We start from the raw sequence: 14,961 nt of genomic DNA on the forward strand, positions 1-14,961 counted from the left end.
ATTCATGTATATTCTGAAGAGAAAGCAGTACCGTTTAACCGGTAGTAATTTTATTAATAAAAAAACGAAACACCATAAGTGTTATAGCATAGCTATCGCCAATATATATACTAATTGGTTATAATTTGGCAACTGGAAAAGCAAAAACTGAAGGTGATATAATAGGGTGTAAAATAAAACTGTGTCAGAAAAAGCAAGGCAGAAGCCTGTAAATCAATTATGAAGCAAAGGTATTGTAAATAAACCAAATATCTACACAGTTTTATATTTATTTTTTAAAAAAAATTTGTAAGGGGTTGTTATATAGTATTTTGTATAGTTGTAATTTAATTTTATCCTAGGTATTTTATAAGATCTAACGATATATTAGACCCTTGTAATTTGGATATAGCACGTACTTTTATTTGTCTAACTCGTTCTCGAGTAAGTTGTAATGTTTCGCCTATTTCTTCTAGATTTTGTGGGGCAGTATGTTGCAATCCAAACAGTAAGACAATAACTTGTTTTTCGCGATCGGATAGTATTTTCAGAATACGATTTATATCTATTGTAAGAGATGCTTTAAGCATATTACCTTCGGGGTTGGGTGAGTCTTTGCATGCAATTGTTGTATAAAGGGTGCTGGGTTCACCATCATTAAAAGGCATGTCTAATGAAAGATTTCGTTCTGAATTTTGCAAACAGTTTTCTATCTCCTTTTCAGAGATATTTAAAAACTGAGCGAGTTCTTCTACCGAGGGTTTTCGTTGTAATTGTTGTTGTAACTTTAACGATGCTCTATTTATTTTGCCAATAATACTTATTTTATTAAGGGGCAATCTTACAATACGCGAGTTGTCTGTAATGGCTTGAGCAATGCCTTGTCGTATCCACCATACGGCATACGAGATAAATTTAAACCCTCTTGTTTCATCAAAGCGCATGGCGGCTTTCATTAAGCCCAAATTCCCTTCGTTGATTAAATCGGATAGTGTTAGTCCTTTATGTTGGTATTGTTTAGCTACAGAGACTACAAACCGTAGGTTAGATTCTATAAGTAAGTTTAGTGCTTTTTGATCTCCTTGTTTTATTTTTTGAGTTAGCTCGGCCTCTGTTTCAGCAGATATCATAGGTATCCTATTAATATCTTGTAGGTATTTATCTAAACAATGATCTTTTCGGTTCGTTATCTGTCTAGTAATCGTTAATTGTCTCATTGATTTGTTGTAATAAGGTTAATAAACTCCTTTTTGGACTGTAAATACGTTGAATGTGAGTTTCAGATAACACATTCGCTATTGAGATAACTTCCTTGTGAGGTAATTAAAGGAATAGTGAAAATGAAAGGAGTAGATGTATTGAATTTATACGAATCTATGAATACAAATAAATCTACCTGAAATGGATTTTGATAAATATAGTTTTAATAAACTGATAAACCTATTATTTTTAAATAATTAACCTATTCCTTTCTGTGCAGTTTAGAATAGGTGGGGGTTGTTAATCACCCTTAAAATGGTAACAGAGGTAGTTTTAGATGCATGGTAAAGAATTATAAAGGCGATAGAAACACAATAGAAAAGGACAAGGTATTTCGTCCAATTTTAAAATGGAGAGTAATCTATGGTTTCGGTTACTCAATAATTGAGATTAAATGCTCCGAGACTTGTCTTGAAATAGAAATGCAATGCTTACTAAATACCCCGAAGTAGTTTAATTTTTAATTTTCCGATAGTTTATATGCATGCTTGTAACAGTAAGGGTAACCCATGTTAGTAAGAAGTACATGGGGGTATAAATGTTCTTAAACAAACTTTTCAGTAAAAAGGTGGTAGTACTTAAGGTTGTTAAAAACAACCATGGTCAACCATACAAAACTGAAAAATACTACTCGTTTGGTAGTTGTATTTTTATATACACTAGTAAAAGTACAAGATGTTCATTTCTATTCAAAAAAGGAATTACTTAACTCGTTTCATCGAAAATTCTATTTCACGTTTTTCATTGTTTGCTATTCCCGATATGGTTGCTTGTAAAGAATCGGCTGATAGTTTTTTATAGGCGATTACCTGAGGGAAATCGTGTTTTGGATTCTCAAAAATAACACTGGTGTCTGTAATTGTGGTAGATACAAATGTAATAGGCAGGTTGTTATTTTGAGTAGGTACAATAATAATACAATTAAGCCGATCGTTTTTTTCAATAAGTTGTACACTCTCCAATACTAGTGTATCCTCCTGCTCGTTAATCATATAACTTTTTCCTGTAAATAACGTATCACTTGTGTGGTTCCATTCTTCAAAAACAGGTCTTTCAAAATAGTTATATTTCCATGTGCCCTTAAGCCATGTTACTTTATTTAGTAGTGAAGGCGTAGCTTTGGCGCAGCTAATAATTAGTAGTAAACCTACTAAGGTATAAACAAAGTAACGGATTGTTTTCATGGTTATTAAAATAAGGTATGAAAGTATGGAAAATATCTAATAGTAACACCAATTTATTTTACAATTGTTCTTTATGAAGGTAAATGCCTTTGCTTGATATCTTTTATTAAGTAACACCCGTAAGTAAAGTACTCATGTTTATTATTGTGTTGCAATGCCTATACATTACCATTTACTATAAAAATAGTTGATAGGTGTAGCTACTTGCTATTTCCGCTTGGGTAGTCCTACAAGAGACGGCAATTCTTTTATCGATGGCTATCCAGTTGGTATCACTTTCGTTAGCTTCGGCTAGAGTCCAACCTAAACAACCCCCTCCTGAAGGTTGAATAATGCTAGGCTATATAAAATGCATCTCTAACTCTTGAACTTTATCCACGTGAGTTTATGCCAAATACCTTCTAATGGACCATGTTTATGGTATTTGTTCCACCATGTACACAGTACAATAAAGATAGCAGCTAACAACAAGCCAATAATAAAACTATAGGTGGCTCCGGTGTATTTATACAGCCCTATACCAAAACCGTAGTAGATTACCGACCCCACTATAGACTGAAAAACATAATTGCTTAAGCTCATTTTACCCACAGGTGCAATGGCTTGTAAGGCTTTGTGAGCCCACGAGGTATAAAACAATAAAATAAAACCAGCTACCAATAAAAGCATAAATGATAGATTCATAAACGAGCTGGTAATAACAAGTACCGTTGCGCTAATAGCTTTAGAGGAGGTAAGTGTTTCCAAATTGGTATTTAGTACGTAAAATAGTACATACAGTACCAAAGAGGCGAAGGCCGTTTTTCTCCAGAATTTTTTAGTGGTTTCATTCCATTCAAAAAGCTTTTTACGTCCTAATATATATCCTAGTATGAATAAGGCTAGAATTTGAAAATAACGACCATTCTCATAGTTCCAAAGTAATACTGCTTTGCGTCCATTTGTTAGGTTACCATATAGGGTATCTAATAACGAATCCGATTGTATATACGTACCCATGTTACCAAAGTAGGTCCATGAGGTAGGGTTGGGGAGTATTATGTTGGGATGCTGTATAGCGTGGTATATTTGTATAAGTTGCAAAGGCTGTAGCAGTAATAGGGAAGCAATAACTAATAAAACACTGTTTTTTAGGTTAGCAAGCGGAATCATAAACAACCCAACAACAGCATAAATAGTAAGGATATCGCCCTGAAAGAAAGCGGAGTTAATCACTCCGAACAAGAGAAGTAGCAACATTCGCCAGGCAAAACGCAGACGAAAATCGTTTCCTTTTATCCGTTGGTTTTCAAACTGTATGTAAAAGGTGAGACCAAAAAGTAAAGCAAAAATAGCAAATGATTTACCGCTAAACATGAAAAAGAGAATATGCCATATCACCTGATCAATCGGAACCATCCATTCAGGAATATTTTCTGCGGTATAATACATGTCAAAATGCTCAATGTTATGCAGTAGCATAATAGAAATAATAGCGAAACCTCGTAATGCATCAATTACATGAAGTCGTTTACCCATAATGTGTTTTTTAAACAATAATAAAATCTGAACCTTAATTCAATTTGGTTTTATAGGGTACGATAAAGATAGGAAAATTGTGGGGGTATAATTAATTTTTACCGTTGAATATACTCTTCTGTAAATGCAGCACCCCGTCTTTTTCTATCCACGGGAAATAATATTCTATTAAGGTCGAATTATGGGACAAAAATCCAGCGTGTAATTTTGAACCCCTGTAAGTAGTGTATAGGGCATTCCCTCTACAATAATGGCAAGTTCTCCGCGAGTAAGTTTTCTATTATTACAGTCTGAAAAAACAATGGTTTGCGTGGTGTCGGTAAACATTTTAGCTACTATAAGGAACGTTTTTTCATTTCATTCTTTTTGGTTTTAGGTATCAAAATGGCACTAAATGTTATGACTTTCTGAGGTATATAAAAAATAAAACACCAGTACCTAAAGGCACTGGTGTTTTGTATATTTTTGGTGAGTAATTTTATTTACTCAATAATTGAGATTAAATGCTCCGTGTATTTGCCTCGAAGTGGTTTACTAATTCAATAACTCAGCTGGTAAAATTTGAGCTAATATTGCTTCTTGTCCTTTTTCAATGGCAATAAACTTCCAGTTGGTTTTACCATCTGCAGAAACTGCATAGCCATCTCTTTCAGCAAAAACTTCAAAAAATTCTGTTTCCTCATCGTAGGTTATATTTTCAGCACCCATGGCAGTCGATAAGTTGGTTTTCATCATTTCAATACGATTCGCTTTTTCTTCAGGTGTTTCTTCACCTTGCGCATTAAATTTAATTCTAATAGTAACACTATAAGTTACATGAGAATAATATTTTCCCTCTATTTCCTTAGCATCGCCCACATCTTTAATTTGTGGGTTTTTTTGCTCTATAGTGATAGTAGGGTTGTTAAGCATTTGTTCCATTAAAGCAATTAATTGCTCTTTTGGTACAAGGGTAAAAATCTCCGGCATCATATAGTCGGTCGCTTTTCTAAAATCTTTGTTCGTAAGTGCTGTAAGATATTCAGAGAATCCTGTCTTAATTTCTTTTTTATACTCTTGTGCGTTACCAGTAAAACTGATGGCAACAAATAAAAATGCAAAAACGTATTTTTTAATACTCATTGGTTCTAAATTAATTGTTTTAAAAGTGGGAATATCGTAAAATATATGTAATTGGACTACTTTAAAAAAGTTAAATTTTGTTGATAGGTTTAAAAAGTACAGTTCTGGTACAGGGAAAAATACCAACAAAAGGGTATTTGTTTTATTAAAAAACCGCGTAATTTTACCTCAATAACCAACAATCGCTATTAATTTTTTTATAAATGGAAGAGGTGTTTTCTATAGTAGAGAGCACCTCTATTTTTTAGACTATTCTACTTCTTTTTTAACCTCCAGATAGAGTCCTATTGTTCTAAAGACTACTTTCCCGTCAGATTTGTCTACCATGATATTCATACGCGATTGATTATTTTTTCGGAGTGCTACTTTTATTGACGTACTTATAAAAAACAACTACACTATTTTTTTCAATTCATCAAAGTTAGCCGAGGTTAACGTGTGTAAATTTTTAGTAATTTTTGCTACATCCCAGTTCCACCATTCTACTTGTAATAAGAGTTCTATTACCTCGTTGCTAAAGCGTTTTTTAACTTCTTTCGCAGGGTTACCACCCACAATGGTATAGGGTGCTACATCTTTTGTTACCGTGGCATTGGTAGCAATAATGGCACCATCACCAATAGTAACACCCGGCATTATAGTGGCATTATGGCCAATCCATACATCGTTACCAATAATAGTATTTCCTTTAGTAGGGTAGGTTTTACCGTCCATGGCTTTTTGCCAACCGTTACCAAAAATAGCAAACGGAAAGGCAGAAAAAGACTCGGTTAAGTGATTACCCCCGTTCATAATAAACTTGGCTCCTGAGGCAATTTGGCAAAATTTCCCTATAATCAATTTATCGCCTATAAAGTCGAAATGGTATTTTACATTTTTCTCAAAATTGTAAACATCATCAAAGTCATCATAGTAGGTATAGTTGCCTACTATAATGTTAGGGTTGGTAACAATGTTTTTTAAAAAACATAAGTTGTTATATCCGTTTAACGGAAATGGGGTATTTTTATCAGGTCCTGTCATGGTTATTTAGTTATCGGTTTTTTTATGGAAGGAGTGATTTTCAAAAATACAAATAAGCTGGTTAAGTAAGACAAACTTATTAAATGGAGTCTCTGCCTGATTTACATTATACGATACCACAGTTTGAGTATCTGGGGCATAGGCAATATAACTACCATAAAATCCGTAATGCCCATAAAATGTATGTTGGTTATAGATAGTTTTATACATGCCTAGTCCGTACTCACTATTATTTTCTCCGGTTTTTTGAGTAGCCATCATTTTTTGAAGACTCTGTTGTGAAATTAGTTTACCGTTAAATAAGGCTTTTATAAAAATAGCTAAATCATGATGGGTAGACACCAGTCCGCCACCAGCCCAGTCAAAAGAGGTGTTTATATCTTTAAAATTATAAGTACCTATATACTGGTCTAATAATGGGAGTGTTGTAGTAGCGGGTTCATAATGTTGCAAATACGTATTTTGCATGTGCAAGGGGCTCAGGATTCGAGTGCGTATACATTCAGCTAAGGGCTTTTGTTCTATCTGTTCTATTAGCATTCCTAATAGTACGTAGTTGATGTCTGAATAGTAAAATCCGGTACCGGGTGTAAAATGGGGTTGTTTATGTAGCCCATATGTATAATACAATTTTAAAATAGCTTCTGGGCTATATTGTTTTGTGGTGTTAGTAACCACACTGGTTAAAAATGGGTTTAGTTTATCTGTAAAAATATCTGCAAGTCCCGATTTGTGACTAAGTAATTGTTTAAGAGTAATGGTATGCCCTAAGTTTTTGCCCTCTAACAGCATTAGCGAGTCGGTTGCCATATAGGTTGCTAAGGAATCTGTTAACGTTAGTTTATGTTCTTCTGCTAATTGCAGTATTATGGTTGCTACAAATAGTTTAGTGCTACTGGCAATTTTAAACGGAGTTTGGGTAGTGTAAGTAGCCGCTGCTTCTGTTGTACTTATTGCAGTATGGATGTTACCTGTTTGTTGATTTTCAAGGTATATGCTAATGGCACTGGTTCTGGTTTGGGTATTTGTATTGGTATGTTGATGGGTTAATGTTTTTATAGAATCGGTATAGGCAATTACTATTTGTTGCATTTTAGCTGCCTGTGTTTGTGGTATGTTATGGCCTGTTTTTTGAAATGGATACCATAGTTTTTCAGAAACAGCTATCGAGTCAAAATAGGCTTTGGTTAGCATATAATTAGCTGTATTGTCTGTTTCTCCAGCCATTATAATGAGCGGACAATCTAAATGCGTTACCTTAGTTTTAATAGGATGTGCATACAGCTCTTTGTATAAAGGCATGTAAAGTTTTCCCCAATTTTCAAAATAGGCACAGAGTCCTTTGTAATGCTCATCGGGTATAGGGTTTCCTTCAAAGTCGGCTTGCCACTTGTACTGTGTACATAAGTCGGTTACGGTTTGGTACGGAATGTGAACGGATGCGAGTTTGGTAAGGGCTTGCTCGTTTTTTTGCTGTTTATAATGAGTTATGAGTTTCTGTTGTAGCAATTGTTGGCTTTTCAGGTTGTCTATAATAGGATTTACTGCAAAAAAAGCATGTATTTTTTCGGGGTATGTTGCGCTTAGGTGAAAACCAAGTACGGTACCCCATGAGTTTCCTAATATATAAAGCTTGTCTCGCTGATACTTGTTTAATAAGTAGTGCAATACCCCTTCTGTATCTTTTTTCATCACCTTTAAAGAAATAGCAGTGGTATCGTTTTTAGAATTTTTAGAGCCACGCTGATCCCAATGAACTACTATAAAGTGTTTTTCTAAATCTTTAGTAATATGCTCTTGATGCGCTGAGGTAGCCGCTCCGGGGCCGCCATGTAAATACAATAGTATGGGTAAGTCTGCATTGGTTCCTTTTTCGGTTAGTTGTTGAGAAATACCTCCAATACGTATTTGTTCTATATGGTCTACTGCTTTAGCAGAAGTTTGTGCCGCCACCATAAGGCTAAAAAATAAAGTATATATGTAAAGCGTAATCTTCATAACTAAACAACGTGTTTTAAAGTTTTATGATAATACAAAACTGATTTTGTTTAATGCATCATTTTAAAATATCCAATGCTAGGTAAGTGCTTCCTTTTTTAATTTCTGATCTCAACTTCCTAACCTAAGTTAAGACCAGAAATTTAATTACCGTTTAAGATAAAAGATTAATACCAGTTAAAACCAACACCAACAGAAATGGTTGCTGCATCTCTGTGCCCGTCTCCTTTAAAGAATGTTCTTCCAGCAGTAGTTTGCAGTTGTAAATCTATTGCAAAGTTTTTTTGTTGATAGATTTCGTGTCCTACGCTTAATCCTACTGCGCATCCTGCGTTAAAATCGTCGTTTAGGTTGTCTTCAACATCATAAAGCGCAGGCATGTCAATAGCTAAGCCAATACCACCACTAATCCAAAGGTTGTTTTTTACCCAGTATTGTACCGATGGTAAAAAAGTTTCAAAACTACGGTCGTACTCATTCTGACTGTAAATCATTCCCGAGGTATTTAACAACACCGCAAGACGCTCGTTTACCATATACCCCAATTTAATGTTTGGTAAGCTTAAACTCCCTTGACCTTTGTCAAAATCTTGGCCTGTTTCGGTATCAGAAATACTAATGGCACCACCACTAATACCTAACCCAATAACAAATCCTTTGCGTTCCATTTGATCTGTAGTGTCTTGTGCATGTAATTTAGCTGTTATAGCTAATAAAAGCAATATGGTAAAAAATATAAATTGTTTCATTTTTCAATTGATTTAAAAGTTTTTTGATTTATATGTGTTAAAAAGAAGTCATTAAGGCTTCTAAAATTGTGTTACGTTGTGAGCTATAAGCATCCCCTTGGTTATTACTTAATAGTACAATTGTACTGTTATACTTGGGCATAAAGCCAATCATGCTCCAGTATCCGTTAATATCGCCACCATGCCAGTAGAGGGTTGTATCACTTTCTTGTGATGTAAACCACCCCAAGCCATAATCGGTGTAGCCATCTTCTACATTGGTAGCAAAAATGAGTGCCTTTTCTTCAGTGGTAAACCATGCGTTTTTTGCGGCATCTGCCCAAAGCTCCATATCGTTAGGCGTACTGCTCCAATCACCGGCACCAAAAGTAATTTCTATAGGATAGTCACTTGCTGGGGTACTATGGTTATACCCCTCTGCATGTACCGAGGTATTAATGGCATTAGCTCCTTTTTCTGTAGAAGTCATACCTAAGGGAGTTAATACATTTTGGGTAATGTATTGGTAATAATCGGTGCCTGATACTTCTTGTATTAGCAAGGCTAAAAGCACGTAGTTTGAGTTGGAGTATTGCTTTTGCATGCCTGGTGTAAAGAGTAATCCTTCCTGAGCAACAATGGTTTCAATAACTTCGTAAAGAGTAGTTGCTGTAAATTCGGTACCATTAAAGGCATCGTCTTCTACATAGCTTAGATAATCTGGGATGCCCGATTGATGTGATAACAACTGCGCTAAGGTAATCTGATTTCCATTTGGAAATTCTGGGTCAAAGTCGGCAATAGTTTGGTTAAATCCGGTAATTAAACCATCTCTTTTTAATTGTACAATTCCGGCGGCGGTAAGTGTTTTACTAACCGATCCTAATCGGTATTGTAGGGTAGCAGCTTGGGCTAGCCCGGTACCTGTATTTGCCAAACCGTATCCCTTTCGTACTACATCTGTTCCATTTTTGGTAATAATAGCGTACCCATTAAAGTTTATTTCTTCCAATAAGGTTTCTATATTCATATTGTTAGTAATGGTAGTGTCATCACTGTTTGAACAAGAGAATACTGTAAGGGTTATAAGAGCTATTCCGATTGTTTTTAATTTTTTCATATGAGTTTTATTTATTTTATAGATGCAAATTTGATTTATTTTGAGAACTCAAAAGTTTTGATTTACTTTGAAAAAGTTCGGAATTATAATTCCGAACTTTTTTAATTATCATCACCCAAAAACTCAACTTTCGTGTATACAAACAACAGGTCTATTGTAGTACTGCCTTTTGTTAATATGAGCAATAGCTCAGATAATGACTATTTTAGTGATGGGATCACTGAAGAGATTATTAATGCCTTAAACTCTGTAAAAGGACTCAAGGTTATTGCCCGTACGTCTAGCTTTGCATTTAAAGGAAAGAATATTGATGTTCGTAAGATTGGCAAACAATTAGAAGTTCATAATATTTTGGAAGGAAGTGTACGTATGGTACAAAACCATGTGCGTATTACGGCTCAGCTTATAGATGCAGAAACAGGGGTGCACTATTGGTCTAAGAATTTTGATAGAGAATTAAATGATATTTTTAAGCTACAAGATGAGGTGAGTTTGCTTATTGCAAACCAAATACGTGAGAATTTTGGACATTTAGAGATTCAGGAACATTTGGTAAAGCAGCCCACTACTAGTTTTACTGCTTACGAGCTATTCTTAAAGGGAAGATATCAGCAGTTACAATGGACTCCCGATTCTATGAAAAAGGCTATTGCTTTTTTTGATATGGCCATTGCTCAGGATAAGAACTTTGCCAGAGCGTATTATGGTAATTTACAATGTTATGGGTTATTGGCTATTTGGGGGTATATGGAACATGAAACGGCGATGGAGAAAGCTATTGGTAATTTAATGATTGCCAAAGAAATAGATGCGAGTTTGCCTGAATATCCGTTGGCTTTTGTGGGGCGAAGCTTTTGGGGGGAATGGGATTTTAAGGCAGCTTATGGTTATATACAACAAACACTTGGGGTAAACCAAAATCATATAGATGGGTTAGAGGCCATGGCCGAAATGTTTATTGCACTGGGCTTTTTTGAAGAAGCTACTGTATATGCTAAGAAATTGCTGGGGGTAGATCCGTTATCGGCAAATAACTTATATACTTATGCTCATATTTTATACTATCAACGCAATTATAAGGAAGCGTTGCAATGGGTGCAGAAGTCGTTAGAAGTACGCCCCGATTTAGAGCTTTCCAAACATCTTTTAGTGCTATGTTATATACAGTTAAAAGACAAAGATGCTTTTGAACGTGCTATTATGAACGATCCGTTGGCCGATTTACAATTGCTTCTATACCATGCTGTAAATGATACTGTGGAATTAACAGATGATACCTTAACACAATGGATGGATACCGATAAATCTGAAGTGCAATTAGCTCCTTATGAATTATATATTATGGCAAGTGCCGGATACAAAAAACATGCGTTTATACTGTTGAAAAAGTATATAGATCAGCGTAGGGGGCAAATTATTAATTACCGCCAAGAAGTGCTGTTAGAGAACTTGCACGGTGTTGAGGGGTTTCATGAGCTACATGTTTCTAATTTACTACGTATCGACTTGTTACCAGGGGATAGAGGAGAGCCAGAAGTAAGTGTCAAAAACAGAATGGATAGCAATGAGTTGACGGTTATGAAGCAAGTACTCATTGCTTATATAGAAAAGGAAAAACCTTATTTAGATACTCAACTATCGTTAACAGGATTGGGGAACGAATTGAATATGCAGTCCAATAAGTTATCGTATATGATTAATGAGGTATTAGGGATTAACTTTAATGAATTTATTAATAGATATAGATTAGAACATTTTAAATCGATAGCTGCATTACCAGAGAATAAGTCGTTAACCTTAGTAGGTTTGGCCTATGAAAGCGGATTTAACTCTAAAAGCGTGTTTAATACTTACTTTAAAAAGGTAGAAGGTGTTACACCTAAGGTATGGTTAAAAGGGATATTAGAAACCTAACCCATTTCAATTGTTTTATAAAGAGAGAACTCTTCTGTTAGTTCGGCTTTGGTAAAAAAGAACTTCCTGTAAAAATAATCGGGGTAGCCAAAGGCGTTGTTTTGGGTATAGGTTTTAAGGTAGGTGTTGTTTATTGTAAGTAGCAAACCAGCATCAATCAGGTGTATGTGTTCTTTTTTTAGGTAGTCGGATAGCACTGTGTCGGGGTGACAAATAATTTCGTCATGGTCGCCTAGGGTATCGGTTAGTTTTTTACCAATACCTGAAAACTCAGGTTGGGCATTGCTATATTTATAAGCATTGGTAAAAAACAATTTGGTTTGCATAATGGCTACTTCCGTAATGGTACTGTTTTCAGAAATAAGGTAGGAGAGGTTAGTAGGTGTAAAGGGTTCGTTAACCTTTATAATGATGGTGCGTATGGCTTCGTCAAAATCGTTTTGTGAAGGGGCTTCGTTTACTTCACTTGAAAGCTGAATGGAATAACTACCATAATCTAAAACATATCTATGGTAATCGTGCCATATTTTTAATGGAGTAGATTGGGGTAATTCATTAATTAGTTCCAGCTCTTTAGGGGTGAATAGGAATGAGGTCATTCTAGCTAGTAAGTTTATTTGCCTTAAATATACCTATTTATACTTTTCAAGTAACTAATATTTGAGTTTTTAACACGTAAAATATAAGATTTATACAGTTCTATAAAGAGCTCATCATTTCTAAAAATAATACCAAACGAAACAAACTAGAAGAGGGTAGAAAGTAATGCTACTAATAGAAGTTCTAAAGGGGTATAAAAAAATCATTTCACTTTATAAAACCAATTATACGTACCATTGTCTTTTTTAGTATACGGAAATTCATAAGGTACATTCATTACATCATCTAAATACAACCGTTGCATTTCAATAATGCGCGGTTCATTATCTTCAAGTACGTGTAGTAATAAGGAGTTGGCTTCGATGTTTTGTATTTTACGTATTTCTATAATTTCCTGTTCATTAAAAATCTCGTTATCTTTAAGATATAAAATAACCCCGTTGGCCGCAATATGTATGTGATAGGTGTGTTTGCTGTTAGCCAAACGTTTGTAATGCACCAACAGCGGAGCCGCTGAATCTACAAATTTAGTTTCACGCCATTCCCAGGTTCCTGTTAAAAAGGAAATCTCAGGGTCGTTTAATAATACATCGGTTACAGACATCAATTTTATTTTTTATAAAGATAGTATTTAAAAGAAGTTACAATCAGGAGACCGGAGGCAAAAATTTGGAGGCTATTTGTAACGGTTGTACCGAATAGGAAATAAGATTATATGCTTTCAAGTTTTTAAGGGCGGTTAGCTGCTTGGCAATTTCAGTTTTCTTTTTAGAAAGGTGTTGTTGCTTTATAAAGTCTTTTAAAGTACTAGTACTTGTAGCATTTAAAAAAAGTAATTCTTCCGTATGGTTCATGGTGTATTCCATGTTTTCAGAAACAATAGTTATTTGGTCTCCCGTATATTTCCATGTGGCAGTACGTACAAAATATAAGTTTTTAATGGGTATATGGTCTATAACATGAACATCAAATGGTAAGCCTTCTTCTTTTTTGGTTGCTATTGTTTTACGGGCTTTTCCTTGATAGTAGAAAGCAAAAAGCTCCTATTAAATTACTATGAGAAATAAATAGATATTGGTCATAGACTTATCTATTGGTTGTCTTTCAAAAATAGGAAATATATTGCTTGTTCTATATCTTTTCGATTACGCCATTGTTACCCACTGCAACTTTTTTGTGAAACACTGTGTAAGTATTACACATGTTTTAAAGGTGTGTAATAAAATGTATTTTTATGTAAGTGATTGTTTTTCAGTTATTAATGCGTGTTGAAGGGTGCTTTTTAAAATTAGGCACACTTATTTCTATACTCTTTAGTATAACTATGTAACCCTTTATACAATTTACGATGAAGAATTACTTATATAAATTTAAAAAACTTGGAGCGCTCGTTATTGCCGGAGCATTTGCTGTAAGTTTTGTAGGGTGTAAAGAAGAAGAAAAGAAAGATGAAGGTGTGCCGTTACCAGTAATGACTGTAAAGCAAGAAAGTGCAGCCAAAGGGTTTCAGTACTTAGGGGCTATTGAAGGAGTTGAGACTGTTGAGATTCGTCCTCAGGTAGATGGAATTCTTGAAGAGATTTTTGTAGATGAAGGAGATTTTGTAGAAAAAGGTCAGTCCTTATTTAAAATTAATAGTCAGCCTTATATGGAAGATTACAAAAATGCTATGGCGAATGTAAACTTAGAGAAGGCTAAATTAGAAAAAGCAAAAACAGATTTAGAGCGCTTGCAGCCGCTAATAGATAATGAAGTATTATCTCCGGTACGTATTAAAACTGCTCAGGCCGATTATAAGGTAGCATTATGCTCATTGCAAAAAGCACAAGCCGAGGCGGCTAATATGAGAATTAGTTTAAATTTTGCTACTATAAAAGCACCTGTTAGTGGTTTTATGGGAAGAATCCCAAAATCGATAGGTAACGTGGTTAAAAAAACAGATTCGGAACCACTAACAGTACTATCTAATGTAAACGATATTTATGTGTATTTTTCTATGAGCGAAGGCGATTACCTTGCCTTTGAACGTGCTAAGAACGATACCCTGAGTAGCCGTGTAAACAGAGATGTAAAATTGGTATTAGCCGATGGATCTATCTATGAGCATATTGGTCATATCGATGCCAATTCCGGACAAATAGATAAGTCAACCGGATCGATCACATTACGTGCCCGATTCCAAAATCCGGATACGTTATTACGTTCAGGAAACACCGGTAAAATACTAATGGAAGAAATTTATCCGAAAGCTATTTTGGTACCACAAAGTGCAACCACCTTTATACAAGATAAAAAGTTTGTATTTGTTCTAGACAAAGATAGTTGTGCACAGCGCAGAGAGATTATTACACAAGGCCGCTCGGGTGATAGCTACATAGTAAGTTCAGAAAGCTTAGCTCCTGAAGAACGTATTGTTACCGCTGGTTTATATAAGCTGGCAAGTGGTATAAAAGTGCAGCCTGTAGATAGAGGAAAGCTACTTGTACAAGCAAAAGTAGCCAATGCTAATTAAGCC

At 34.9% G+C, this 14,961-nt stretch carries 13 protein-coding genes; 2 read left to right on the forward strand and 11 right to left on the reverse strand.

The annotated features are described in order from the left end of the window. Window positions 1–332 precede the first annotated feature (332 nt). The 8 genes from NBRC110019_RS07730 to NBRC110019_RS07765 all read right to left on the reverse strand — a co-directional run bounded on the left by NBRC110019_RS07730 (window position 333) and on the right by NBRC110019_RS07765 (window position 9,932). Window positions 333–1,196, reverse strand: a complete 864-nt coding sequence (locus tag NBRC110019_RS07730; protein WP_281753780.1) for a sigma-70 family RNA polymerase sigma factor — start codon at window positions 1,194–1,196, stop codon at window positions 333–335. 744 nt (window positions 1,197–1,940) lie between these two features. After that, the gene (locus tag NBRC110019_RS07735; protein ID WP_281753782.1) at window positions 1,941–2,423 is read right to left on the reverse strand and encodes a DUF6265 family protein; all 483 of its coding nucleotides are present in this window, start codon (window positions 2,421–2,423) and stop codon (window positions 1,941–1,943) included. A 357-nt stretch (window positions 2,424–2,780) separates the two neighbouring features. After that, entirely contained in the window at window positions 2,781–3,941 is a 1,161-nt protein-coding gene (locus NBRC110019_RS07740; RefSeq protein WP_281753784.1) for a DUF418 domain-containing protein, read from the reverse strand. A gap of 534 nt (window positions 3,942–4,475) precedes the next feature. Then, the gene (locus NBRC110019_RS07745; protein ID WP_281753786.1) at window positions 4,476–5,063 is read right to left on the reverse strand and encodes a hypothetical protein; all 588 of its coding nucleotides are present in this window, start codon (window positions 5,061–5,063) and stop codon (window positions 4,476–4,478) included. Window positions 5,064–5,456: 393 nt separating this feature from the next. After that, the gene (locus tag NBRC110019_RS07750; RefSeq protein ID WP_281753788.1) at window positions 5,457–6,086 is read right to left on the reverse strand and encodes a CatB-related O-acetyltransferase; all 630 of its coding nucleotides are present in this window, start codon (window positions 6,084–6,086) and stop codon (window positions 5,457–5,459) included. A gap of 6 nt (window positions 6,087–6,092) precedes the next feature. Continuing rightward, complete coding sequence (locus tag NBRC110019_RS07755) at window positions 6,093–8,084, reverse strand: alpha/beta fold hydrolase (RefSeq protein ID WP_281753790.1); 1,992 nt, start codon at window positions 8,082–8,084, stop codon at window positions 6,093–6,095. A 167-nt stretch (window positions 8,085–8,251) separates the two neighbouring features. Next, window positions 8,252–8,833: a putative outer membrane beta-barrel protein gene (locus tag NBRC110019_RS07760; protein WP_281753792.1), complete on the reverse strand. Its 582-nt coding sequence runs from the start codon at window positions 8,831–8,833 to the stop codon at window positions 8,252–8,254. Between the two features lie 37 nt (window positions 8,834–8,870). Continuing rightward, on the reverse strand, window positions 8,871–9,932 hold the full coding sequence (locus NBRC110019_RS07765; protein WP_281753793.1) for a serine hydrolase domain-containing protein: 1,062 nt from the start codon (window positions 9,930–9,932) through the stop codon (window positions 8,871–8,873). 132 nt (window positions 9,933–10,064) lie between these two features. On the opposite strand from NBRC110019_RS07765, the gene NBRC110019_RS07770 reads away from it, so the two are divergent. Beyond that, on the forward strand, window positions 10,065–11,846 hold the full coding sequence (locus NBRC110019_RS07770; protein WP_281753795.1) for a helix-turn-helix domain-containing protein: 1,782 nt from the start codon (window positions 10,065–10,067) through the stop codon (window positions 11,844–11,846). Here the strand turns inward: NBRC110019_RS07770 and NBRC110019_RS07775 are convergent. The 3 genes from NBRC110019_RS07775 to NBRC110019_RS07785 all read right to left on the reverse strand — a co-directional run bounded on the left by NBRC110019_RS07775 (window position 11,843) and on the right by NBRC110019_RS07785 (window position 13,300). Continuing rightward, a complete protein-coding gene (locus tag NBRC110019_RS07775; RefSeq protein WP_281753796.1) occupies window positions 11,843–12,445 on the reverse strand; it encodes a hypothetical protein in 603 nt (200 codons plus the stop codon). The genes NBRC110019_RS07770 and NBRC110019_RS07775 overlap by 4 nt on opposite strands. Before the next feature lie 203 nt (window positions 12,446–12,648). Further along, on the reverse strand, window positions 12,649–13,050 hold the full coding sequence (locus NBRC110019_RS07780; protein ID WP_281753798.1) for a hypothetical protein: 402 nt from the start codon (window positions 13,048–13,050) through the stop codon (window positions 12,649–12,651). Between the two features lie 43 nt (window positions 13,051–13,093). Then, the gene (locus tag NBRC110019_RS07785) at window positions 13,094–13,300 is read right to left on the reverse strand and encodes a hypothetical protein (protein WP_281753800.1); all 207 of its coding nucleotides are present in this window, start codon (window positions 13,298–13,300) and stop codon (window positions 13,094–13,096) included. Between the two features lie 494 nt (window positions 13,301–13,794). Between NBRC110019_RS07785 and NBRC110019_RS07790 the strand changes: the two genes are divergently transcribed. After that, window positions 13,795–14,958 carry an efflux RND transporter periplasmic adaptor subunit gene (locus NBRC110019_RS07790; protein WP_281753801.1) on the forward strand — a complete coding sequence of 388 codons (1,164 nt, stop codon included), beginning with the start codon at window positions 13,795–13,797 and terminating at the stop codon, window positions 14,956–14,958. The last annotated feature ends 3 nt before the right edge of the window (window positions 14,959–14,961 follow it).

Source organism: Neptunitalea chrysea, from assembly GCF_027924145.1.
In the GTDB taxonomy this organism is placed as follows: domain Bacteria; phylum Bacteroidota; class Bacteroidia; order Flavobacteriales; family Flavobacteriaceae; genus Neptunitalea; species Neptunitalea chrysea.